The sequence below is a fragment of the Planktothrix serta PCC 8927 genome (genome assembly GCF_900010725.2).
Taxonomy (GTDB): Bacteria; Cyanobacteriota; Cyanobacteriia; order Cyanobacteriales; family Microcoleaceae; genus Planktothrix; species Planktothrix serta.
The window spans coordinates 67,469-89,643 of sequence record NZ_LR734844.1; the positions used below are offsets into that span (position 1 = coordinate 67,469).

At 40.6% G+C, this 22,175-nt stretch carries 23 protein-coding genes; 3 read left to right on the forward strand and 20 right to left on the reverse strand.

Annotation, left to right across the window (positions count from 1 at the left end; all coding sequences use genetic code 11):
- Positions 1–19: 19 nt before the first annotated feature.
- From PL8927_RS05405 to PL8927_RS05415, 3 genes are all read right to left on the reverse strand, one after another.
- On the reverse strand, positions 20–1,366 hold the full coding sequence (locus PL8927_RS05405) for a DUF3482 domain-containing protein (protein WP_083618387.1): 1,347 nt from the start codon (positions 1,364–1,366) through the stop codon (positions 20–22).
- 289 nt (positions 1,367–1,655) lie between these two features.
- The gene (locus PL8927_RS05410) at positions 1,656–2,120 is read right to left on the reverse strand and encodes a DUF29 domain-containing protein (protein ID WP_083618389.1); all 465 of its coding nucleotides are present in this window, start codon (positions 2,118–2,120) and stop codon (positions 1,656–1,658) included.
- Positions 2,121–2,180: 60 nt separating this feature from the next.
- Entirely contained in the window at positions 2,181–2,762 is a 582-nt protein-coding gene (locus PL8927_RS05415; protein ID WP_083618391.1) for a Uma2 family endonuclease, read from the reverse strand.
- Between the two features lie 231 nt (positions 2,763–2,993).
- On the opposite strand from PL8927_RS05415, the gene PL8927_RS05420 reads away from it, so the two are divergent.
- The gene (locus PL8927_RS05420) at positions 2,994–4,427 is read left to right on the forward strand and encodes a polysaccharide deacetylase family protein (protein ID WP_231505919.1); all 1,434 of its coding nucleotides are present in this window, start codon (positions 2,994–2,996) and stop codon (positions 4,425–4,427) included.
- A 154-nt stretch (positions 4,428–4,581) separates the two neighbouring features.
- Here the strand turns inward: PL8927_RS05420 and PL8927_RS05425 are convergent, their stop codons facing one another.
- The 8 genes from PL8927_RS05425 to PL8927_RS05460 all read right to left on the reverse strand — a co-directional run bounded on the left by PL8927_RS05425 (position 4,582) and on the right by PL8927_RS05460 (position 9,896).
- Positions 4,582–5,280 carry an aldehyde oxygenase (deformylating) gene (locus PL8927_RS05425; protein ID WP_083618395.1) on the reverse strand — a complete coding sequence of 233 codons (699 nt, stop codon included), beginning with the start codon at positions 5,278–5,280 and terminating at the stop codon, positions 4,582–4,584.
- A 41-nt stretch (positions 5,281–5,321) separates the two neighbouring features.
- Complete coding sequence (locus PL8927_RS05430) at positions 5,322–6,329, reverse strand: NAD(P)/FAD-dependent oxidoreductase (RefSeq protein ID WP_083618397.1); 1,008 nt, start codon at positions 6,327–6,329, stop codon at positions 5,322–5,324.
- A 26-nt stretch (positions 6,330–6,355) separates the two neighbouring features.
- Complete coding sequence (locus PL8927_RS05435; RefSeq protein WP_083618399.1) at positions 6,356–7,036, reverse strand: class I SAM-dependent methyltransferase; 681 nt, start codon at positions 7,034–7,036, stop codon at positions 6,356–6,358.
- Between the two features lie 9 nt (positions 7,037–7,045).
- Positions 7,046–7,501 carry a DUF2214 family protein gene (locus tag PL8927_RS05440; RefSeq protein WP_083618401.1) on the reverse strand — a complete coding sequence of 152 codons (456 nt, stop codon included), beginning with the start codon at positions 7,499–7,501 and terminating at the stop codon, positions 7,046–7,048.
- A 57-nt stretch (positions 7,502–7,558) separates the two neighbouring features.
- Entirely contained in the window at positions 7,559–7,939 is a 381-nt protein-coding gene (locus PL8927_RS05445; protein WP_083618403.1) for a rhodanese-like domain-containing protein, read from the reverse strand.
- 58 nt (positions 7,940–7,997) lie between these two features.
- A complete protein-coding gene (locus PL8927_RS05450) occupies positions 7,998–8,420 on the reverse strand; it encodes a NifB/NifX family molybdenum-iron cluster-binding protein (protein ID WP_083618404.1) in 423 nt (140 codons plus the stop codon).
- Between the two features lie 94 nt (positions 8,421–8,514).
- The gene (locus PL8927_RS05455) at positions 8,515–8,721 is read right to left on the reverse strand and encodes a YgaP family membrane protein (protein WP_083618406.1); all 207 of its coding nucleotides are present in this window, start codon (positions 8,719–8,721) and stop codon (positions 8,515–8,517) included.
- A 131-nt stretch (positions 8,722–8,852) separates the two neighbouring features.
- Positions 8,853–9,896 (reverse strand): heterodisulfide reductase-related iron-sulfur binding cluster, encoded by a 1,044-nt coding sequence (locus PL8927_RS05460; RefSeq protein ID WP_083618407.1) that lies wholly within the window; start codon positions 9,894–9,896, stop codon positions 8,853–8,855.
- A 280-nt stretch (positions 9,897–10,176) separates the two neighbouring features.
- On the opposite strand from PL8927_RS05460, the gene PL8927_RS05465 reads away from it, so the two are divergent.
- On the forward strand, positions 10,177–11,271 hold the full coding sequence (locus PL8927_RS05465; RefSeq protein ID WP_083618409.1) for an NAD(P)H-dependent flavin oxidoreductase: 1,095 nt from the start codon (positions 10,177–10,179) through the stop codon (positions 11,269–11,271).
- A 383-nt stretch (positions 11,272–11,654) separates the two neighbouring features.
- Positions 11,655–12,503 carry a DUF4114 domain-containing protein gene (locus PL8927_RS05470; RefSeq protein WP_083618410.1) on the forward strand — a complete coding sequence of 283 codons (849 nt, stop codon included), beginning with the start codon at positions 11,655–11,657 and terminating at the stop codon, positions 12,501–12,503.
- A 91-nt stretch (positions 12,504–12,594) separates the two neighbouring features.
- Here the strand turns inward: PL8927_RS05470 and PL8927_RS05475 are convergent, their stop codons facing one another.
- The 9 genes from PL8927_RS05475 to PL8927_RS05515 form a co-directional block, all read right to left on the reverse strand.
- The gene (locus PL8927_RS05475) at positions 12,595–15,294 is read right to left on the reverse strand and encodes a cyclic nucleotide-binding domain-containing protein (protein ID WP_083618413.1); all 2,700 of its coding nucleotides are present in this window, start codon (positions 15,292–15,294) and stop codon (positions 12,595–12,597) included.
- Positions 15,295–15,481: 187 nt separating this feature from the next.
- Positions 15,482–16,036 (reverse strand): ferritin-like domain-containing protein, encoded by a 555-nt coding sequence (locus PL8927_RS05480; RefSeq protein WP_156093102.1) that lies wholly within the window; start codon positions 16,034–16,036, stop codon positions 15,482–15,484.
- A gap of 7 nt (positions 16,037–16,043) precedes the next feature.
- Positions 16,044–16,334: a DUF4405 domain-containing protein gene (locus tag PL8927_RS05485; RefSeq protein WP_083618415.1), complete on the reverse strand. Its 291-nt coding sequence runs from the start codon at positions 16,332–16,334 to the stop codon at positions 16,044–16,046.
- Between the two features lie 58 nt (positions 16,335–16,392).
- Positions 16,393–17,262 carry a CoB--CoM heterodisulfide reductase iron-sulfur subunit B family protein gene (locus PL8927_RS05490; protein WP_083618417.1) on the reverse strand — a complete coding sequence of 290 codons (870 nt, stop codon included), beginning with the start codon at positions 17,260–17,262 and terminating at the stop codon, positions 16,393–16,395.
- Entirely contained in the window at positions 17,259–17,864 is a 606-nt protein-coding gene (locus PL8927_RS05495) for a 4Fe-4S dicluster domain-containing protein (RefSeq protein WP_083618419.1), read from the reverse strand. The genes PL8927_RS05490 and PL8927_RS05495 overlap by 4 nt, the downstream gene beginning before the upstream one ends.
- A 14-nt stretch (positions 17,865–17,878) precedes the next feature.
- Complete coding sequence (locus PL8927_RS05500) at positions 17,879–18,949, reverse strand: FAD-dependent oxidoreductase (protein WP_083618421.1); 1,071 nt, start codon at positions 18,947–18,949, stop codon at positions 17,879–17,881.
- Positions 18,950–19,111: 162 nt separating this feature from the next.
- Positions 19,112–20,158, reverse strand: coding sequence for a CoB--CoM heterodisulfide reductase iron-sulfur subunit B family protein (locus PL8927_RS05505; protein ID WP_083618423.1), 1,047 nt, complete (start codon positions 20,156–20,158; stop codon positions 19,112–19,114).
- 83 nt (positions 20,159–20,241) lie between these two features.
- Positions 20,242–21,054, reverse strand: a complete 813-nt coding sequence (locus tag PL8927_RS05510; RefSeq protein ID WP_083618425.1) for a DUF2202 domain-containing protein — start codon at positions 21,052–21,054, stop codon at positions 20,242–20,244.
- Between the two features lie 11 nt (positions 21,055–21,065).
- Positions 21,066–21,773 carry a 4Fe-4S dicluster domain-containing protein gene (locus PL8927_RS05515; RefSeq protein WP_083618427.1) on the reverse strand — a complete coding sequence of 236 codons (708 nt, stop codon included), beginning with the start codon at positions 21,771–21,773 and terminating at the stop codon, positions 21,066–21,068.
- Between the last annotated feature and the right edge of the window lie 402 nt (positions 21,774–22,175).

The following is a 22,175-nucleotide window of genomic DNA, read 5'->3' on the forward strand; positions in this document are numbered from 1 at the left end:
AGCTTACAAGGTTTTCTGATCATAAGTCTTCCTCTTCTAATGCTTTAAGAATAGCTTCACAATGTCCTATGATTTCCTGTTGACTTACAGTTATCCAATCAAGATCAGAGGGGAAAGCTTTAAGCTCAAAAATTTTATTTTTAATGAGTAAAATCTCATTTTGAGCAAGGTTTGTTCCTCGACCAAAACCTAAGTTTGATAAGCCCCATATAGCTGCCAAGTTAGCTACTGCAATTTGTTCAATCTCTTTTGATTCAAGCTTAACTTGCACATTGTCTTCATTATCAGAAAAAACTATTGTACTACCAAGGGCAGAACCGAGCATCCCTCCTATCTGCGCTCCGACTTGTAATCCTGCAATTACTGATACACCTCCTAGTAATGCTCCTACTCCTGCACCAATTGTTGCGCCAATTGCCGCAGCACCAGTACCAATAACAGTTGCTACTAATGATCCTGTTCTGAACCTAGCTCCTAAATCAATTGAATCTGTCATTCTGAGTTTTATTTCATCTTTTGACTCAGTTGGAAACTCGGCTGCTATCTTGTATAATTCAAAAACTTTTGTTAAGAAGACTAAGTTTGCATCGTACATCTTTTTAGCAATTTTTTCTCTTGCCTCTTTTTCTAAAAACTCTCCTTTCCTGACTGAAATAGCCTGTTCCTGGCATTCTCGAATACAGGTAGCTAACATAGAGCAACTTTCTTGACGGATCTCAGCTTGTCTGATTTTAAATTGATTAAGCCCCTCTATAAACAAACTTCGATATCCGTTATCTAGAATTGAACTGATAGCATGGTAGATTTCATTTACTTTTGCAGGCTTGTCCCAGAAAGCATCAAAAACAATATACTCAACATCATGCTCCTTGAACACTTTCTCCCACTGTGCTATACGTTGGGCAACTGTATCTTCATCGCTTGCAGTTAGTTGCTTTCTTGTTTGGTTTAGAACTCCTACTACTTTAGGCTGCACTCTTTTAACAACAGATAACTCTTCTTTGTAAGAGTCATCTGGTACAATACTCAGGCTTCCAACATAAAGAGCAACTTGGCTTGTTTGCAAAGACTCGATTGCACTTAGGTCAAAGCGAAGCTTTTCTCGTGTTTTTCTAGGCAATTTGTAATTGGGATCTTCCTCTTTCTCATCAAGGTATTCTGTAAGCCTCAATCCATGCTGAAAGCCAGGGGTATCTACAAAAATTGCTTGTAAACCACTATAATCATAAGCTTGACCCTCCTGCGTAACATTTGATGAATCACGAACTTCTCCAACAACAGTTCGCATCAAAGTTCTGATTAAGGTCGTTTTTCCAGTATTGGTGTGTCCTGTTACGGCAATCCTGACCCTCTCTTTTGTATCCATATTAAGTACCTATAAGGATTTGACCTATAATTTTGCTATTTTAAATTGAGTATAATTACACAATTTCTACACTAAAATATTTTAGTGTAATTGTCAACAAGTGTTTATCTCTCTTTTGTCGCTCTTTAAAAGGTTTTAAAGCAGGTGTTCTGGGTATAGCGTGTATCTTCTTTTAGGGCAGATTTTTGTGGTTCTACTCCAGTTTAACAGAAGCTTTCTAGGGTTATCTGTATCTTATATAACAAAGAACTACTATAAGAGGGTACTTCTACTGATCATGATTTTTAGGTCAATCCTTCTCAGAAGGTAAAAAATCGGGATTAAGAACTTCTTCTACCGTAAAGGGAGACTCTGGGGGAAATTCATTAATCGATAAACCTGTTTCACCTGCGGCTAATTTTCTTGCATCTTCATAAGATTCATTAAAAATCTCTTCAAAAAAGCGATATAAACTTGGACTGGTTTTGAAGGTATCTCGGAGGCGTTGACGATGTTCTATAATAGTGTACACCCAACTATTTGTTCGTTTCTGCGGCTGATATTTATACTTGAGTAAGTGCATGACAAGTATTCTCAGATTACTTTTTAAAGCATTTTTCTCACTTCTCCCCATACTTTCCAGTTCCTCTAGGATATTTTCTAAATCTATATCAGCAAAATTTCTCTCTTTTAATAAGCTTATATTGGTTTGTAGCCATTCATAAAAATCCTGTTCATAAAGGGACTTGATCGCCATTGATTGAATCGTTGTCATTGAGTTTGACTCCCTTTCTATAGCTGTACATCAGTCTAACAGATTCCATTGAGTTTAATGTTATTTCTCAGTATTATCTTCAAAAATGACATCTTCATATAAAGCGTCAATAGGAGTACGAAAATCAATACTGGTTAAATGAATTTCACTCCCTGGATGGTAGAATTGCAAAACCCAAAAACCCTCACTATTCCGGCGAAAACAGTCCACACGCTGACGTTTTTGGTTAATTAAAACATACTCTTGTAACGTTTCTAATTGTTGATAGTCGGCAAACTTGTCACCTCGATCAAAGGCTTCTGTTTTTGGAGATAAAACTTCAACAATTAAACAAGGATATTTTTTATAATTTGTTAATTCTCTATCTCTGATATCGCAAGTTACTAGAATATCAGGATAATAATAAATATTAGCTGTATCAATTTGGGCTTTCATATCGGACATATAGACACGACAACCCCGCCCTCGAACATGATTCCTTAAGGCTGAAGCTAAGTTTAAGCAAATGGTAACATGAGCATCAGTAGCCCCTGCCATTGCATAAACTTGTCCGTCAATATATTCGTGTTTGATAGGGCTGATTTCTTCCCTTGCTAGATAATCTTCTGGATAAATATAATTTTCGTGTTGATTAGCAATCATCGTTTTGAAAATAAAGTTATTTTTAAATTAATTCTAACAGTTCGTAGTGAGTCCTTCAGGACTCAAAGCAGTTCGTAGTGAGTCCTTCAGGACTCAAAGCAGTTCATAGTGAGTCCTTCAGGACTCAAAGCCCTGAAGGGCTTACTACCTTGGACTCAAAGCCCTGAAGGGCTTACTACAAATGGGGTAAAATTTGGTAGTTTCTTGCAGAAGTGGCTCATGGTGTTAAAAATGTCAAAAGGGTTTTATCAACGCTTTTTTTATATTAGTTCATCCTTAATATTGTGGGGTTGCGCGAGTTCCGTTAATGTAGAAGTCTCCCCAACACCGAAACCACCCGAACTTATCCAAGAAAAACCTGTTAATAGTTTAGGAGGTTATTTCTATTCTAACGGTGAAAATGCTTTCGGCCCGTTTACCCAGCGCATGGTACAAAAATGTCAAGGCTTGAATGGGGGGAGTGTTTGTAATACCCAACAATGGCCGGAAGCCTTGTTCCTCAAAGCCTATGGACAAGGGCGTTGTCCCGATGGTAGCCGTCTGAATCAAATTCTGGGCTACTGTGTGGAGGGAAATCAGGCGTTAGGGCCTTTCTCTAAAGAACTTGTCGCCACCTGTAAGGATGCTGATGGGGGGGACGCTTGCCAGTCTACTCGCTGGGGTTCCTCTTTTCTGTATAAACTGATTCAGACTAAAAACCTATTTACAGGTCGTCCTCCTCAGTTTGTGCTACTAGCCTTTGATGGCTCCTATTCCCTGGATGCGTGGAAAAAATCTCGTAACTTTACTCAAAGTCTGGCGAAAAAAAATATTCTGGCTCACTTTACCTATTTTATAAGCGGGGTTTACTTTGTAAATAATGAGAAACGCAATCTCTATAAACCCCCTGGCGGAAAAGGTCAGGGACGGTCTGCGATTGGTTGGGGTGGCACACCGCAAGAGATTAATCCGCGCCTGGAACAGTTGAATAAAGCCTACCAAGAAGGTCATGAAATTGGCTCCCATGCGGTGGGTCACTTTGATGGAAGTCGCTGGAGTGAGACGGACTGGACGCGAGAGTTTGAATATTTTGATCGCTTTATTTTTGATGTCTATAAAATTAATAATTTAAAAGGATCTTTGGCGTTTGACCGCAGCGCTATTCAAGGATTTCGGGCGCCTGAGTTAGGTCAGAGTCCAGGTTTATACAAAACTTTGAAAAAAGAAGGGTTTCGTTATGATACTAGCAAAGTAGCAGCAGCAAACTATTGGCCGAAACTTGAAAATGGGGTTTGGAATTTCCCCCTGGCTTCCCTCACAACGGCGATGACTCGCAAAAATGTTTTATCGATGGATTATAACTTTTACTATGCCCATTCTAAGGCGAAACCTAACTCTAGTCATGCCCAGCGTTACGAGGAAGATATGTTTCAAACCTATCTAAAATATTTCCAGAGTAACTATTCGGGAAACCGTGCACCTGTGCATATCGGTCATCACTTTTCAGCTTGGAATCAAGGTGCTTATTGGAATGCTCTATTTCGCTTTGCTGAGGCGGTTTGTGGTAAACCAGAAGTCCGATGTGTCACCTATAGTGTGTTAGCGGATTTTATGGATTTGCAAACTCCTGAACAAATTGCGATTTATCAGAAGGGTGCTTTTTCTAAATTGGATAAACAAAAATAGATGAGAAGAAAATGATTGGCTTTGTTTGGTTTTATAATTTATTTAAGGGGTGCGTGCGTTCCAAACTTACGCACCCTACGGGGATAGTTATTTTTTCTACTTTGTAGTGAGTCCTTCAGGGCTTACTACGAAGAGGGAGAAAAATTATGGAGTTTTAAGCGGTTAAAGCTTGGCTGGATAACCGGAGAATTTCGGTTGTTTTGAAGCCCATTTGATGTAAGGCTTCTCCATAGTGAACCATGAATTCTTCGACGATTTCAAGTTTGTTCATTCCCAGAACTTTAACATCAGATTCAACTTGATTGAGCATTCGTAAAATCATCGGGAGAATTTGACGATTTGCCGTTTCTATTTCGGTTTTGACTTCGGCAAAATGTTGTTTTAACCAAAGACTACCAAAGTTGAGATGATGGTATTCATCTTTAACGACAGATTGAGTAATTTTTCGAGCAAAATTATCAGCAACAGGAATATAATTATGGTAAGCTGCGATCGCAAAACATTCAATGACTAAGGATTGAATTAATAAACAGGTTGGAACTTTCTGATGGGTTGCAGCCGTTTGAAACAGTTGACGCAAATCAGCAAAAAAGTCTCTCGCCCTCTCCAAATCAGGAATAACATCGAGGTTTTTTCCACAAGCTTCAAAACTTTTGCGATGACCCCGTTCCATTTTGCCTAACTCAATTAATTCCTCAGCAAATTCGGGTAACAGTTCAGCCAAACTCATAAAATTATCATAAGCTTCCTGTTCTCCTTCAATCACAATTCCATTAATACGGCTGAAACTATCCCGGTAAGTGTCGCTATTGTAATCTAAGTTTTGAGTAGCTAAAGATTGAGATGTATTCATTGAATATCCTAATAATTTTCTGAGTTTAACAAATAACTAAATTAGCATTTAATAGCAGAATTAGGCAGATTTTCTACCCAAGGTCTTGCCCCGGTTTCCCGACGGATTTCTCGCCAAATAGCTGTAGCAGCTAAAGCACCATCTCCTGCTGCTATTATAACTTGATTTAACCCCAATTTTAAATCCCCAATGGCAAAAATTTTAGGATGAGAAGTCCGGCACATTTTATCCGTGACTAAATTGTTACCTTGTAATTCTAGGTTAATTCCTTTCAGATAGGTGTTATGATAACGAGAACCCATTGAAATTAAACCCGTTTCTAACTCTATAATTGTTCCATCTGTTAATTCAACTCCTGTCATTTGGTGATTTTTGCCAAGAAATTGTTGAATGGGTGTTTCTATCAAAGGATAACCGTGTTCTCGCAGTTTAGTTTTCAGGGATTCGCTGACGGTAAATACGCCATGAGTAAAAATCGTAATATAGGGCGTAAACCAACTTAAATTAAACACCATTTCTTCAATAGCGGCTTCGCTACCTGCAAAGAAACCGCATTTTTTATCCGTCATTTCATAGCCGTCACAGACCATACAAACGTGCAAGTTATAACCCGCATAGTCGTAGACATTCCCCATATCATCTAAAGGCGGTAAATAATCGATAATTCCGCTAGCAGCCATTAAATATTTTGCTCTAAAAACAGCCTCAATACTATTCTGTCGCCCCACTTTAACCTTAACCGCAAAGGTTTCTCCCTCATCTACAACTTCTTCAACAAAACCATTCAGAAAATCCCCATCTAAACTGGCGTAATGTTCTTTTCCCCGTTGTAGTAAAACTCGCCCTGGAGTATCGGGTGGTAAACCCAAATAATTGTGTAATTCTTGCATCCAAAAAGATCGAGCTTTGCCTTTATCAATAATTAAGCTAGAAAGGCGATAGCGTTGTAAGTAAATACCAGCAGAAAGTCCTCCGGCACCGCCACCAATCAAAATTACATCGTAGATTTGGTCTAGTTTTTCTTGGAGATTATTTTTAGAAAGCTGCATAATTTTTACTCCGTTTAAATTATTGATTAATCAAGGGTTTTTGCCTTTTTAGCTACTCCGGCAATGTGAGGACTGACTATGGGAATTGACAGGCTAAATTGCTGATAATTGACTGACTCAAATCCAGCATTTTCTAAGGCATTCCAAGTGTTTCGGTTAGGATGGCAGTTATCAAATAAAACTTTCCATAAGGGTTCAATGCTATCCTGAGTTCGGCGTGTCCAAGTGCAACACTTGGCGGCAACGTGTTCTAAAAAAATGAAACTTCCGCCTGGTTTGAGAATGCGTTTAATTTCTTGTAAACTGTGATCAATATTGCTGACGGAACAGAGAACATGGGTACTGACTACACTATCAATACTATTATTTTCAACGGGTAATTTTTCAGCACTTCCTGGGGATAATCTGATCTTTTTTAATCCTTGACTATCTGCTTCTTGTTCGAGATACTGGTGCATAAAAAGATTGGGTTCAACCCCTATCCAATCAATATCTTTTGGGTAATAGGAGAGGTTCGAGCCAGCACCAGGGCCAATTTCTAATACTTTTCCTTCTAAAGATCCTAACAGCCCTTGTTTGAGTTCTGCCAAGGTGGAATAATCAGGGCAGTTAATCAGTTCTATCGCGCTACCATCGGCGGCATTTGCTTTTGACATTCCCCAGGCAAATAGACGTTTTTGAATTTGAGATAAGTTGGAAAATTTCATTTTTTTTATTTAACTCCATCCGTTCATTCTCGCCATTACGGCAGCTAATAGTGGCAAGACAGTAAAACAGAGTAATTCCCCTTTGATCAGCCAAGTAAGTCGATTAAATTTGGCAATTTCTAGGCTAGGAATTAGACCTTTTTGTAAGTCTTTAAACCACAAAATAAACGTAAATGTTGGATACAATGAAAACAAGCTAACAAGGATAAATACTGCCATTTTAGCTTGAAAAAATGGATTGTTTAAGTAGTAATCGCTGCCTTTTCCAAAGTAGATTACTCTTAATATTCCTGTAATCAAAATTATCGTAGCAGCTATTCCATAAACAGCATCAGCAGAGGCAACTTTTTGGGCTTCATCGAGGGTCATTTCTTTTTTTAAGTTGAAAACCTCTACGGTGAGAGCCGCAAACGCTAACATAAAGCCTAAGTAATGGAAATAAGCTGTAATTGAACTTGTCCACATAATTCTATAAAGAGTTTGAGTTTATGGGGAGATAAAATATCCCCCATAATTTAATACTTAAGGTTTACCCTTGACTATTTCTAGTTTCCATTGTTGCCATTCTACTATCCCACCTGTAATATTGAATATGTCTGTAAATCCTAACTGAATTAGACAATCGCCCGCTATAGGACTGCGGTGAGATGTTAAACAAATAACAGCAATCGGTTGATCAGGGGATAAATCTCGAAACCATTGAGGCAAAATCCAGTTACGAAGTCCAGGAATTCTTGCCATCAATAGTCGAGGTAAACTCAGATTGATGGCATTAGGAGCATGACCTGTGACATACTCTAACTGACTGCGAATATCAATCAGTAAAGGCGGATGAGATAACTGAGTGAATTCCAGAGGAGATAGATTAACTAGACTGGGTTTCACTGAAGATATAGATGCCATAGAAAATGCTTGAGTTTGAATTCACAACCCTGGTTTTGACCTTTTCAATTGCTACTTTCTAATTTTCACATTGATGTTGGTTTTGATGTTTGTGTTGATGTTTGTGTTGATGCTCATGTTCATGTTCATGCTCATGATCATGATCGTGACATTCGGCTTTTTCTCTGATCAAAGAACCATCCAGATAAGCATTCACCGCTTTGTCTAAATCAGTTTCTTTGGTGACAATCGCTTCAATTGTTTTTCCTTCCAACCGTCGCACTAAACCTTGTCCCATGCCTCCAGAAATCAAAACTTGCACATCATCTAAAGGATGGGGTTCGTTGCAAGAACTATTATGAAAAGATTGTTCAGCAGATAATTCTAACAGGTTCTTGCCCAGAATTTTACCCTCGTTAATATCGTAAATCCAAAACTTACGGCAATGTCCGCTATGTTCAGTAATGGATGTTTTATTTTGACTGGTGACAGCAATTTTCATGGTAAATTTTCCGATTTAGAGTACAGTTAATTGAATTTTCTCGGTTGAGAAAATATTTTTGTAGCCTTGATTTTTGACTTTTGTTTGAGAGCAACTAATTTTGAGGGTTGCGAGTGTTAATCCCTAGCAAACGATAGATCCCGCAAAAACCAATTAAACCACTGATAATTAGCAACCCTGAAGCAACATCTAATCCAATTCCCAAGGCTGTACCTGAGTAGATACTCAAACCGCCATACAGAAAAATTGCTGCTAACAAGAAGCGAATAATTCGATCTAAATTTCCAACATTACTTAACATTGAACACTCCTAATCCTAGGAAAAAGAACAGATTTCGTTGCGGAAGTCGAAATTGTCCGACTCCATGAGTATATACCTAATTAGTCATGAATGACCTTAAGATTTGTTTAAATCCTCCTGATGACTGAAGATTAAAAGGGTCTTCGGCGTTCTTCCGGTGTTTTGGATTGGTCATAAGGAATACCAATTTGATCCAGCAAAGGCTCAATGGCAACCGCTTTGACATTCATGCCACAATCTTTAAAAGGGTCATACCCTAACAGCAACCCGGCCAGTTGTGCGTAGTCAAGAATGCTGACATTAAACTCTTCTTCCATAACCTCCTTGATGGTTCCCTGTTCCGCATCGAGGAACACCGTACATCCCGGACAATTCGTGAGCATGAGCTTGCAGTCTGGGTGTATTTCTTTGAGACTTTTTAATTTCTTGTAGACACTACTAGCCGTATAATCTCGGTTTTCTGGGAAAGCACACTGCCGAAACCCCATACCACAGCAATGTCTACGCTCTGGGTAGTCTACCACTTCCGCACCAAAGGCTTCCAGCAACCCCACTAAGACTTGAGGGAATTCCGTACCCCCCATTGCTTCCCCTGGAAAAATCTTTCCATAATGACATCCAACGTGATCGGTTGCCTTGATTCCTTTGAGGCTATATTTCGCCTTAGCTGCTAATTTATGGCGATTAGCAAAGAAAACATCAGAAGCATGGACAATAGAAGGTCGGCCACCAGAAACGTGAGGAATCCAAAACTCCCGTCCAGTGGTTTCTTTTAAGGTGTTTTCCGTGTATTCTCGCAATTCTGGTTCTTCCCAGAGTTTGATCATTTCGGTGTAGTTGGCAAAAGAGGTAACACAGAAAGAGAAAAGATTATCAACACCTTGTTCATAATGAGCCAGGGAAAAGTTGCGGGCGGCTACTACCATTTGGGTTTCGATATTTGTGACATCTCCGTGATAGCCAATTGCTCCACAGGATGTATGTCCGGGTGCTTCCCGCAATTCTATACCCAGATCATCTTTCAAAATTTTATAAGCCACGCCTTCTGAGTAAGGGGCGGTACTTTGGAGGAAACAGCTACGGAAGCAACCCCACAATTTTCCACCTTGGTCATCAATGCTGGGAATGGCTTTCCGGTGTTTTTCCCAAGCCATGTTTTTTCTTGCTAGTTTCATCAAGTTTTCTCCTAAATCTCGTTCCACAGGATTGATTCTGTGAAACTGTATCTATTTCTGGGCTAATTAGATTGTATGATTATATTGCTATTTAGTAGTATAGCTTATTGAAAATCTTTTGCAATCAGTAATTATACTTATCTTGCTTCCGATCTAGCCCAAAAACACTGACAAGTTCATCCTGAACCAATCACTATTTGACTATTTAGTTGTAAAATTATATAAAGTATTTATACTCAAGCTGCCTGAATTAGGAAAATCTTCTCAACAGCAGGAACCTATGGAAACATTACCTTCACTACAAATTGGTCAACACATCGCCCGTTACCCCATTATCCAGGGAGGCATGGGTATCCGTATTTCTGGAGCGAATCTCGCGGCGGCCGTTGCCAATGCTGGGGGAATTGGAATCATCTCCGGCGTGGGTTTAGGGTTAAACTCTCCCTATTTTGACATCACCGAACCCAAGGCCGGACTCCGACGAGAACAGTTTTTCGAGGCGAATCGATTAGCACTGATTGATGAAATTAAAAAAGCCCGTCAACTCAGTCCCGATGGGATTATCGGTGTCAATCTGATGGTGGTGGCACAAGATTATGAAACTCTGGTTCGCACGGCGGCGGAGCAGGGTGTCAACCTGATCATTTCCGGTGCAGGTTTGCCCCTGCATTTGCCGGAATACACCGCAGACTATCCAGAAGTGGCACTGGTGCCGATTATTTCCACGGCTCGTGCTGCTAAGGTGATTTGCCGGAAATGGGAACGCCAATATAAACGCCTACCGGACGCCTTTGTGGTGGAAAATCCCAATACCGCAGGAGGACATCTGGGGGCTAAGTACGAAGAACTCGACGACCCAGTATTAAATCCAGAGCAGGTGATTCCTGAATTGGTGAATTATTTAGAAACGGAACTCAAACAACCGATTCCGGTGATTGCGGCTGGGGGCGTTTGGGATCACTCAGATATTGTCAGGATGTTAGAGTTAGGAGCAAAAGCGGTACAGATTGGGACTCGGTTTATTACTACAGATGAATGTGATGCCGATATTCGTTATAAAGAATTTCATCTAAACGCCCAACCCGAAGATGTGGTAGTGGTTTCTAGCCCAGTGGGATTACCGGGGCGAGCGCTGCGAAACCCGTTTATCGAAAAGGTAATGTCGGGTACTGCGACCGTTGAAAAACGCTGTCTGTTGAATTGTCTACACGTTTGCCGTCACCGAGAGGCGGGAGAACTTTACTGTATTGTTCGGGCGTTGGATAAAGCCGCGCGGGGGGATGTGGAAAATGGTTTAGTGTTTTCAGGGAGCAATGCCGGACGCAGCCAACGAATTATGCCTGTGGCTGAGTTGATGGCGGAGTTAGTGAGTTAAGCGAGTCGGGTTTGATATCCTGATCTAATTCAGTGCGGCAATGAGGGCATGAATGCCCTCTGGTTGTTGAAATCCTCCCAACACCAACGTTCCATAAAGGTGCGAATCTTCTGGCTCCCATTCTCGATAAATAGAGCAATACGAAGGTTTTTACAATTACTTTACAGTTAGGATTTTTTTTTACAATATCTTGATTGATTTATTCAAATTAAGCTGTTATCTTAAATTAAAGATGAACTCAAGATTAAAAAACCCTCACTCCAAAAACGGTATAAATATTTCATCGACCTATTTATACGTTAATCAAAATCCTACAGGTGCCCGGCAGTCTACATTTGTATTATTCATTCTGTAATTTCTAAGATTATTAGAGGAGAATTGCGATGAAAACTAGAATTTTGATGGCATTATTAACCGCTACAACAGCCGTTACAGGTTTATTTATAGGTGCTGAATCTGCTTCTGCATTTACCATTAAAGGCAGAAGTGAAGCCCCTGCTAACATTCAGGATATCTTGCCAGAATTGAAAGATTTTGTGGGCAAAGAAGCTCGGAAGCTAAAACCGGAAACTATTGGAGCACAGACGATTGATTTAAACTCAATCAAACTGAAGTATGACCATAATGTTAACGTTTATTTTATAGGGGAGACAGCCGGGGGATATCGGAATCAATTAGACTTCATTACTTGGAAAGATGGGAATGTTCTGCAAAATCAAACTAAAATTTTTGGAGACACCTCTTGCAGTAAGGCTGAAAAAAATAGCCTAGCCAACTATAGTGATTTCTGTGCTAATCCCAACGATCCTTTAAAGGATAAAAGCCGACAAGACAGTCCTTTAAATGTGGGTGACTTTGCTGAACTCGGCAATTTTGAAGCGGGTACTGTATTCGACTTCCGGTTAGTTTCCAACGCTATTAACGGTGGTATTTATAATAAGGGTGTCAAAGGAGTCTTCGGTGTTGACGAAGCGACAAACCCGGACAAACTGCAACACGTTATGGCTTACTATTACAAAGATTTGCTGATTTTTGGGTATGAAGATTTATGGGGCGGTGGCGACAAAGACTATAACGATGTGGTGTTTGCCATTGACTTTGGTAAAGGTAATGCACGGGATGTTCCTGGTGTATCAGTCCCAGAACCCTCTAGCGCAGCAGCACTGATGGGTATTGCTGGTTTAGTTGGATTTAGCCGTCGCCGTCGTCAAGGGAAATCCTATGTTGATTAGAAAAAGAAGGGGATCAATTAATTATTGAACCCCTTCTTTGTGGTTCTTTGCTTGCTTTGCTTTCCAGTTTGGAAGAAATTCCAGACTATTTTTATATCATTAACTTAAATAATAAAACAGTTAATCCAGCCATAAATAACAAATGAGGCAGGTTACTCATTAGTCTTTGTATCCCTGTTGCTTCTTCACTTTGTTTAGTAATTCTCAGTAGAGGATAAGGGCTAAAAACCATTGCTGAAAGTAGGGTTACGCCTTGCAGAAATTGAGCGACATCTAAACTCCAAGTTAGGGTAGGTAATCCTGCACCACTGTATCCTAAAGAACGAGCTAATACCGGGAGAATTTGTCCGGCTTCGGTAATAAAAGAGGGAATGTAGTGGGCGAGATTGGCAGCTAAAACGAAGGGGAGATAGGCGTAAATAATCGTTAAATAATCAGGTTGTTCGGAATCAAAAAAGCGAGCGATCGCATGAGTTCCTAATGTTAAAATAGCGGGAATACTGAGTAATGCTAAAGTGATCGGTAAACTGGTTAGAAAATGATCAGCATCTACAGGTATATTTTCCCATCCCAACCAACCTAAAATAGTCTGGGAATGGTGCATAAAGACACCGCCAAATAATAGTAACAACAGCGCCACTTCTGCCCAAAAACCCTGATGATCATCTAATAAATCCGATGCAGGAAAGCGTAAATTTAACTGTCCTGAGCGATTCGGACAAGCTTTCAAACAATCCATACAAAGCATACAATCACGGTTATCTTGCAATTGGGCGGGATGGGAGTAAAGCGGACAACCTTTACTGGCTTGTCCTTCATTGGGTAAGGCATCAACAAAGTTAAGTGGAGTTTCCGTACTGCCTTTATAACAGCCAAAGGTACTACACTGACTCCCACAAACTTGCTGAGTTGATCGCAATTCCGTGATTGATAATTTAGCAAACATCCCATTCATCCCCCCAATGGGACAGAGATAGCGACACCACAGCCGACGTTCATAAATTAAACTAAAAATCACCGCCCCGGCCGTAATTGCTAACAATAACCAAGCCGAAAGATAGGCATGGTGGGGCAAATCCCAGAGTTTTTCCCACAGGTAAATTATTACAAACCCGGCAAATAATATCCACGCGCCCCAACGATTTAACCATTGAGTTTTCCAGGTGAGTTGTTGACGGGGAAATAGCCAGAGAGAAATCTGGCGCAGCCATTCACCCACAATCATAAACGGGCAGACAGCACACCAAAATCGGCCCACAAAGGCGAATAAAAATAAATAACCGGGCCACCACCAAGCCCAAAATAGGTTAAGGGTAATACTGCTATCTCGTGATTGGGAACCGATCAAGCCTAAAATTGTAACGGGTACGAAAATTGCCATCATCACGATCCAGATCCCCTCTGGATACCAGCGACTCAGCAAAAATTTCCGCAACCCAGGGACATGGGTGAGCAAATCAATCCGAAAGGCATTTTTCTTAGATTCTACTGACCACAAAGCTTGTTCTGGGATCACCGATTGCCCGATGGGGGTCATCATCACCGCTCGGTGCAATATTTCGGCTAATTCGGCTAAATTGCCGGGATATTCGTAACTAATCAAGCGGCGCAAATCGGCTTGATCAAGTTGTAGCAGGGGGCGATTTTGTTCCCGACAAAATTGATGGAGGAAATATTCGGCAAAGTTGGGAATATCTGCTTTACGTTGGGGGAGGGTAGATAGTTTAATTGAAATCGTTTCAATATCGGGAAAAATTAGTTTTTTGGCAGAAGCAAAGATTAAACGCACCCAAGATTGAACGGGTTGAGGCGGTTCGTGAGATAATTGATGATGGTCTAATATGCCATGATTAGGGATAATTAACCCTGTTTTCAGATAGTGAATTAACCGAGTGCGATCGCCTTCGCTCAAGACCTGAACGTTATCGAGTAATAGGGTTCCCTGTTCTAATAATTCCAAAATACCGGGTTGTTTACCCATTCTCCCAAACAAGACATCGGTATTAAGTCGGCCATCGGCGGTGTGGGGGAGTTCGGTACAATCTAATTCAGCAAAGGGTCGGTCGGCTAATTCAGACCGCAGGTGGATCAGTCCCGCTAAAAAGGTTTTTCCGCTACCCGGTTGAGCATGAAACACCACAGGCGTTAACTCAGATGCCGCTTGATCGATTTTTTGGGCTAGTTTTTGGGTGGCTTTGCTATGACCTAGAATTATTTCCCCGGTGGGAAGATCTTGGATGTAGGGTTGCAAGCCTCGAATGCGTTCTTCTTCCCAAGCAATGCGACTAGCAAAATCATCTAAGTCTCGCATCAACAGGGAATGGAGTGCTTGTTGAATGGCCGGATAGTCTATCACCAGTTCCAAAAACTGGTCTTGGGGTAAAAACAGGATTTCGCTGGCTTTCAGAGCGATGGCGCTGCTATGGTACGTCCCTTCATCGGAACTCGCCACCAGTGTATAGCCAAATAAATCTCCAGGGTGGCGATCTCGGATCGACAATTTACCAATGGACGACTGTTGAAAGATTTCCACCTTTCCCAGCTTGAGCAAATATAGGCCGATGGGAGTTTGGCCTTCTAGGTAAATCAGGCTTCCGGCTTCGACTTGGAAGCGATAGAACAATTGGGAAATTGCCAGCATCGCGCTTTCTGGTAAGCTTTCCCAGATGGGTTGACTCCCTAGCCAACGGATATCTTCTGCCATTTTCCCTTCATCCGGCGCAACTTTTGGATCGTAATCGATGGGTTGTGGCAAGGGGAAGATGCTTGTTAACTCGATTATAGAGTTCATCAAATTTCCCTCAATTCAGCGAGCAGCGCGTTGAAATGTCTGGTATTTTAATATTGATTTTACCCAAATATTTTTCAGGTTTTAAGTAGCCGATCGCACAATTTCTCAAGATAGTGTCAACTTTAGACTCAAAATGGCTCTGGGTTTTAATCAACAGATATTATTTCTAATTGCTCAAGGTTTAACCTTAAAAAAAGCCCCCTTGACCTCTATTAGGTTGAGTTTGACAGCGCTCAAAGGCGGGTAAATGCCTTTCCTGAGAGACTTGACGCAGTTGGGCAAAAGCAGCTTTTAAATCGGGTTGGGTAACAAAACCCAAAAACCGATCATACATTTCAACGTTATCAATTTCTGCTTCTACTCCCATTTGACAAGCTGCTTTTAAGGTATCAGGAACTTCGACATTACCCGCAAAAGAATCCGTCGGGACAGCCATTCCATATTTAGCAAATATATTCACCCAAAGATTGACATGATTATTTTCTGATTGAACAATATTGCTAAAAGGACGAACTGACCCAAATTTTTCCATGACAGCGTTATAAAAGGCTCTGGCTCTATATTCATCATTAATCGCGTCAATCATTGCCTGTTGGGTCTTAGAATCTAAGGACGTTTGAGGCATTGCTTTTACAGGGGAAAAGCCGGAAAAAACAATGCCATTACTAATGATTAGAATTGCTGCTACAACCCACTTCACAACTGTACTAGGATTGTTTTTCGGCAGTTTGCAGGTGTTCATAACAGTATTATTGATTTACTCCTATTAAATACCGAATCAGTCCCTTTAAAGTGCGCCAGTCGAGAATAACGTGAATCACCGTTACAACTAATGCCAATAAACTGATAAAAAAATGGATATCACCCCATTCGTGGCGACTCAATCCTAACAAAAAGGCGATGCTACCTGCCCCTTGTCCACGAGGTGCAAACCATATAATAAAACCTGTGAGTGCGACCAAACTCCAACTGATTAGGAGTGCTAAAGCCACAATCCCTCGCATATAAATTCTGAGGTTAATTCTACGTTTGCATTTCATATAACCGTAGGGGCAGGGTGTCCCCACCCGCGAATCAGTAATCAGTCAACTCTCAACTTCACAATCCCAATTTAGCTAAAACGGGTTTAGGTGAAACAATATGCTTATTCATCCCCAATTTTCCGGGTTTCATTCCCAAAGCCAGTCCGATGATTTCCGTGATATAGAGAATCGGCAAATTGTAAGAAACGTTATATTTTTTCTCGATATCAGATTGTCTCAATTCTAGGTTAGTATCACATAAGGGACAAGCTAAAACAATGCAATCTGCACCCAGAGATTGGGCTTCATCTAAGAGTTTCTTGGTGAGGTCAAAAGCGACATCTTTTTGAGAGACTAAAATCGGGCCGCCACAGCATTTAGTTTTTGACCGAAAATCAACAACTTCCGCCCCACAAATCTCTGATAATCTATCCATTGATGTCGGGAACATTGGCGAATCCCAACCTGTTATATCTGCGGGTCGAGTTAACAAACACCCATAATAACAGGCAACTTTTAAACCCGTTAATGGCTTTTTAATTCGGGGGGCAAGATCGATATCATTAACTAACACATCCACTACATTTCTGACCTGAATATTATAGTTAGAAACATCGATCCCCATTTCCGACATGATCGCCATAATTTTATCTTTTTCGGTGGGTTCTTTTAAGGCCTTCAGTGCTCTGGCTGACTTGTTGTAACACCCCGAACAAGAAGCTAATAAATCGAGATCTTGTTTTTGAGCTAAAGCGACATTTCTCGCCGCCATTGCCATCCCAACATCGTGAGAAACACTCGCCGCAATAGAACCGCCACAACAAGACCAGTCTTTGAGGTCTTCTAATTCAATTCCTAATTCCTGCATTACCACTCTCGTTGAGATATCAAACTCTTTGGCTGTGGTATGCAGACTACATCCGGGATAGTAAGAATATTTCTTCATGGTTTTTTTGCCTTTTCTAATGCTTCACTAAATTTTTTAGGGTCTTTTACTTTTTCAGGAAATGGCGACATTTTCCCTTTTAGGGTTAATTTAATTCCCAATTCTGCTTGTTCGATCATGGCTGGTAAACCGCCATATTTCTGCATTAATTCAGGTTCAAAAAGAATGCCTCGTTTCTGAACTAACTCGACAAATATTTCATTAAAACGAGTCGCATCATTTTCAATTCCTTGACGAATTGCGAGTGCTTTTACCGCTTCAATCACATCAGAAGGACGCACCCCACGGGGACATCGAGAAGTACAGATATAGCAAGAACTACACATCCATAAAGCATTGCTTTTAAGTACCTTTTCCCATTCCCCTCTTTGCACCATTAAAATCAGAGTTCGGGGGGACATATCCATCAGGTCAATATTGGTACAGCCACCGCTACAAGTACCACACTGCATACAGGCTGCGATCGCCGCACCATTTCCACCTTCAGCCAGAACTTTCTTAATAAAATCGGAGTTCATTTTATCGCCATCGAGTTGACGATCAACTTTCAGACCAAATACAAATTTTTTCGATTTTGTTGATTTTGTTGATTTTGTTGCCATTGTTTTTACCTCATTTACTTCAGGGATGCTGCCATTTCTGTTACAGATTGTCCATTGAGATTTGATTCCAAATTAGCGGAATGACTGGCTACAAAACTGGCAATTTCTGCCGCAGCAGATCGACCATCGGTAATCGATTCCATAATCGCTTTTGGCCCCGTTGCTGCCCCGGCGAGAAAAATACCGGATCGAGCAGAATGATTGTTAGAATATTGCAGATGAGCAGTGGCATAAAAGCGATCGCAACCCAAGCTTAAACCCGCAATTTCTGCTAATTCTGGATTCCCTTCCATTCCCACCATTAAAACTAACAAATCAACAGTTAATCGCATCGGTTTTGCGGTTAAAGTATCTTCTAACCGCAATAATAAACTGCCATCTTTTTTCTCGCTCGCTTCAGAAAGTCGTCCTCGAAGAAACTGCACTCCAAACTGTTCTTGAGAAGTTCGGTATAGTTCCTCATAACCGCGACCAAATACCCGAATATCCATATAAAGACAGTAAATTTCACAATCGGGATTTTGTTCTTTTACCTCGATGGCGACTTTAATAGCATTGGTACAGCAGACGCGGGAACAGTAATTATTATTCACCTTCTCATCACGAGAACCAACACAGTGAATCATTGCCACTTTTTTCGGCAGTTTCCCATCTTTGGTTTTCACCGTTTTTGCCTTCAGCATGGCATCGAGTTCTACTGAATTGATGCAATTATCATAAATTCCGTAGCCGTATTCTTCTTTCAAAGTTGCATCAAAATGCTTATATCCAGTGGAAACTAAAATTGCCGCCGCCTCAATTTTTTCTCCGGTCGATGTCGTCACTTGAAAATTAGGGGCAGAACCTTGAATTTCAGTTACTGTAGTATTATTTAAAATTCGGGTATTCCCTAAACCTGCTTTAAGATTGGCGGTAATTTCTGAAGCATCGGTAAAGTCAGGAAAGACTTTATACCACTTGTTTAAATGTCCGCCAATTTCCGCTTGTTTCTCAATTAAAACGACATCATAACCAAAGTCTTGAAGTTTTCCGGCTCCCGCCAGTCCCGCAGGCCCACCACCAATTACAACTACTTTTTTGTTCATTTCTTTATCCTGTAATATTTTTACTTTTCAAACGTTATACCTGAGTCTTAAGAGATCCCCCTAAATCCCCCTTTTTAAGGGAACTTTGAGTGTCTTTTCCCCCCTTTTTAAGGGGGGTTAGGGGGGATCTTCTTCCCCTTTTTAAGCAGGGTTAGGGGGAATCTAAAACGGTTTTCTGCGTTGTTCAGCCGTTTTAGATTGATCGTAGGGAATGCCGATTTTATCTAGCAACGGCTCAACTTCAACCGCCTTAGCATTCAGTCCGCAATCTTTAAACGGGTCATAGCCTAACATTAACCCGGTCAATTGTGCGTAGTCCAGAACGCTGACATTAAACTCTTCTTCTAAAACTTCTTTAATCGTTCCTTGTTCGGCATCTAAAAACACCGTACAACCGGGACAATTAGTCAGAATTAAATTACAATCAGGGTGCGCTTCTTTAAGACTTTTCATTTTCTTATAAACGCTGCTGGCGGTATAGTCTCGGTTTTCTGGAAACGCACATTGACGGAAACCCATACCGCAGCAATGCCGACGTTCTGGATAATCAACAATTTCCGCACCAAAAGCTTCTAGTAACCCGACTAAAACTTGGGGAAATTCTGTTCCACCCATCGCCTCACCTGGAAAGATTTTTCCATAGTGGCATCCAATATGATCAACGGCTTTAATTCCCTTGAGGCTATATTTAGCTTTTTCTGCTAATTTATATCGGTTAGCATAGAAAACATCGGAAGCATGAACTACAGAAGGTCTGCCACCGGAAACATGGGGAACCCAAAACTCACGACCTGTGGTTTCTTTTAATGTTTTTTCGGTGTATTCTCGCAATTCTGGTTCTTCTTCCCAGAGTTTAATCATTTCGGTGTAATTCGCAAAGGAAGTCACACAAAATGAAAACAGATTATCAACCCCTAATTCATGATGAGCTACGGAAAAATTTCGCGCGGCTACTACCATTTGGGTTTCGATGTTTGTGACATCTCCGTGATAGCCAATTGCCCCACAAGAAGTATGTCCAGGTGATTCCCGCAAGTCCATCCCTAAATCATTTTTTAAGATTTTATAAGCAATGCCTTCGGTATAAGGAGCGGCACTTTGCAGAAAACAACTGCGGAAGCATCCCCATAATTTACCACCGGGTTCGTCTACGGTGGGAACGTGCTTTTGGTGTTTTTCCCAAACTATATTTTCTCTGGCTACTTTCATTGTGTTTTTTCCTTATTTATTGATGTCAATTTGGAATTTGTGATTGCTGCTAATTCAGGAATTAACCCCGAAAATTACCCCTCTCATATTGTGGCTATTGTCCGCATTAGAGCAAGAGCAGCCATCGGATCTTGAGTGGAAGAAAAGTTCGTCAGCAAGTCGTTTGTAGATAAGTTACTGATACCTCCTATATCAGCAGTAAAACTATTATCAATATTCAGATAACTCTGCTCAACTGCTGATAACCCAGTGCTGTTAATTTGACTCGACGAACCTAAGATAAAATTGGCGGTATATCCTGAGTTAGTACCCCCGCTATTACTAGCTAAGTTTTGATAACTTCCTCCCCCAGTTAGAGGGTCATTTATTGTTGTTTCCTGAATCTGATTCGTTAAATCATTAGAGGAGTTAGTATTAACGGTTTCGCCAGTCAAGTTTGAAGTAAATGCACTCAGATGACTATTCGATCCACTCAAAAGCTGTTCGTACACCTGTTGAATGTCGGCGTTATCTGTTTGGGCAATTCGTTCTTGTAAATCTGCAATATCAGTCTCCTCAATCAACACTCCAACCTTCAAGGCTTCCGTTAGGGATTGACTCCCTTGCGCTATCAGATTATTGTACAATTGTTGTAAATCTGGATTGACAAAAACACCGATGGGGTTATCACCAACTGGATCTTCAATCTGATAGTTATTGAGCAGGGTTTCTATCTTATTTTCATGACGATCTTCGCTATTAGCGATGTTATTAAAAATAGACAATCCCCACTGTTCATACAGGGTAATATAGACATCATGCGCTAGTTTTTCTTCTTCGCGCATATAGATAAGTCCTTCTGTCTCGGTGGCATCCAGACTGCTATTTACACTACTAAAATCATTAACTATCTGCATGATCTTTATCCTTATTTATTTTCATCCATTTCGTAGTTTCTGCTATCAGCAGTTTCTACCCAATTTTCCCAATACTTTTCAACTTCTTTTTTGCTACCGAGTTTCTTTTCCATGCCTTTTTCTACAGCATCCATTAACTCAATTGCCCCTGTTGCTTGATAAATTGCCCGCAATTCATCCATGTCTTTTTCGGGAATGACTCGATGGGAACCTGCACTATTTTCCAAGTCCATTGGAACACCCCACCATTCCCGCATTTCCTCTTTATGTTCGTAATAGTATTCCCAGTTTTCTCCGAGTTCGGGGAAATGTTCAGGGGTAATATTTTCTGCTACTAAGGTATAACCTCGTTTGAGCATATTTTCCCCAAATACTCGCTTGGCAAACAATTGCTGTCTGCCTTTTTCTGACTCAGCAAAGTAACCATGACGAACGGAAAGACGACGCAAGGCGAGAATTACGTCGGCGGTGCTGTTACCTCTGGGACATCTGGGTTTACAGGAAAAACATTGTCCGCAAAACCAGATTTTATCGGATTTAAGTAACTCCACAAGCCAATCTTCATCTTCGGTTTGGCAAATGTTCATCACCTCTCTGGGAGAGTAATCATAAAACTCTGCTGCTGGACAAACCGCAGTACAAATACCACAGTTCAGGCAGGCATTCATCCCATGCTGATATTGAATATCTCGTTTGAGCTCGTCAACTAACTTGCCCATTGGTCAACCCCTCCAATTTTAGTACCGAGTTTATTTAATTTGGTTCTGTATTTATATAATTATATGGTTATATAAATAAGCCAAAAAGTCAATCAGTAAATGTACTTAATTCAGAAGTGAAGGAAGGTAGGAGTAGATTTATCAATATCAATCAGATATGGCATAACCAGGGACTAAGATCAACCTGCTCCTACACCAGAATTTTAGGAATAGAACACTTCTTAAGACGAATCAGATCAATCAGTGACAACTGAATTCGGTTTTGAGACCTGACTATTAAATTTTATGAGAATTTCGTTATTTTGTCAAGGGTTGTTATCTAAAAAAAATCGTTATTAGATCTAATTTTCTTAAAAAATTTCGACGACAAATTATCCCTGATTTAGGGATGATTTGTCGTGT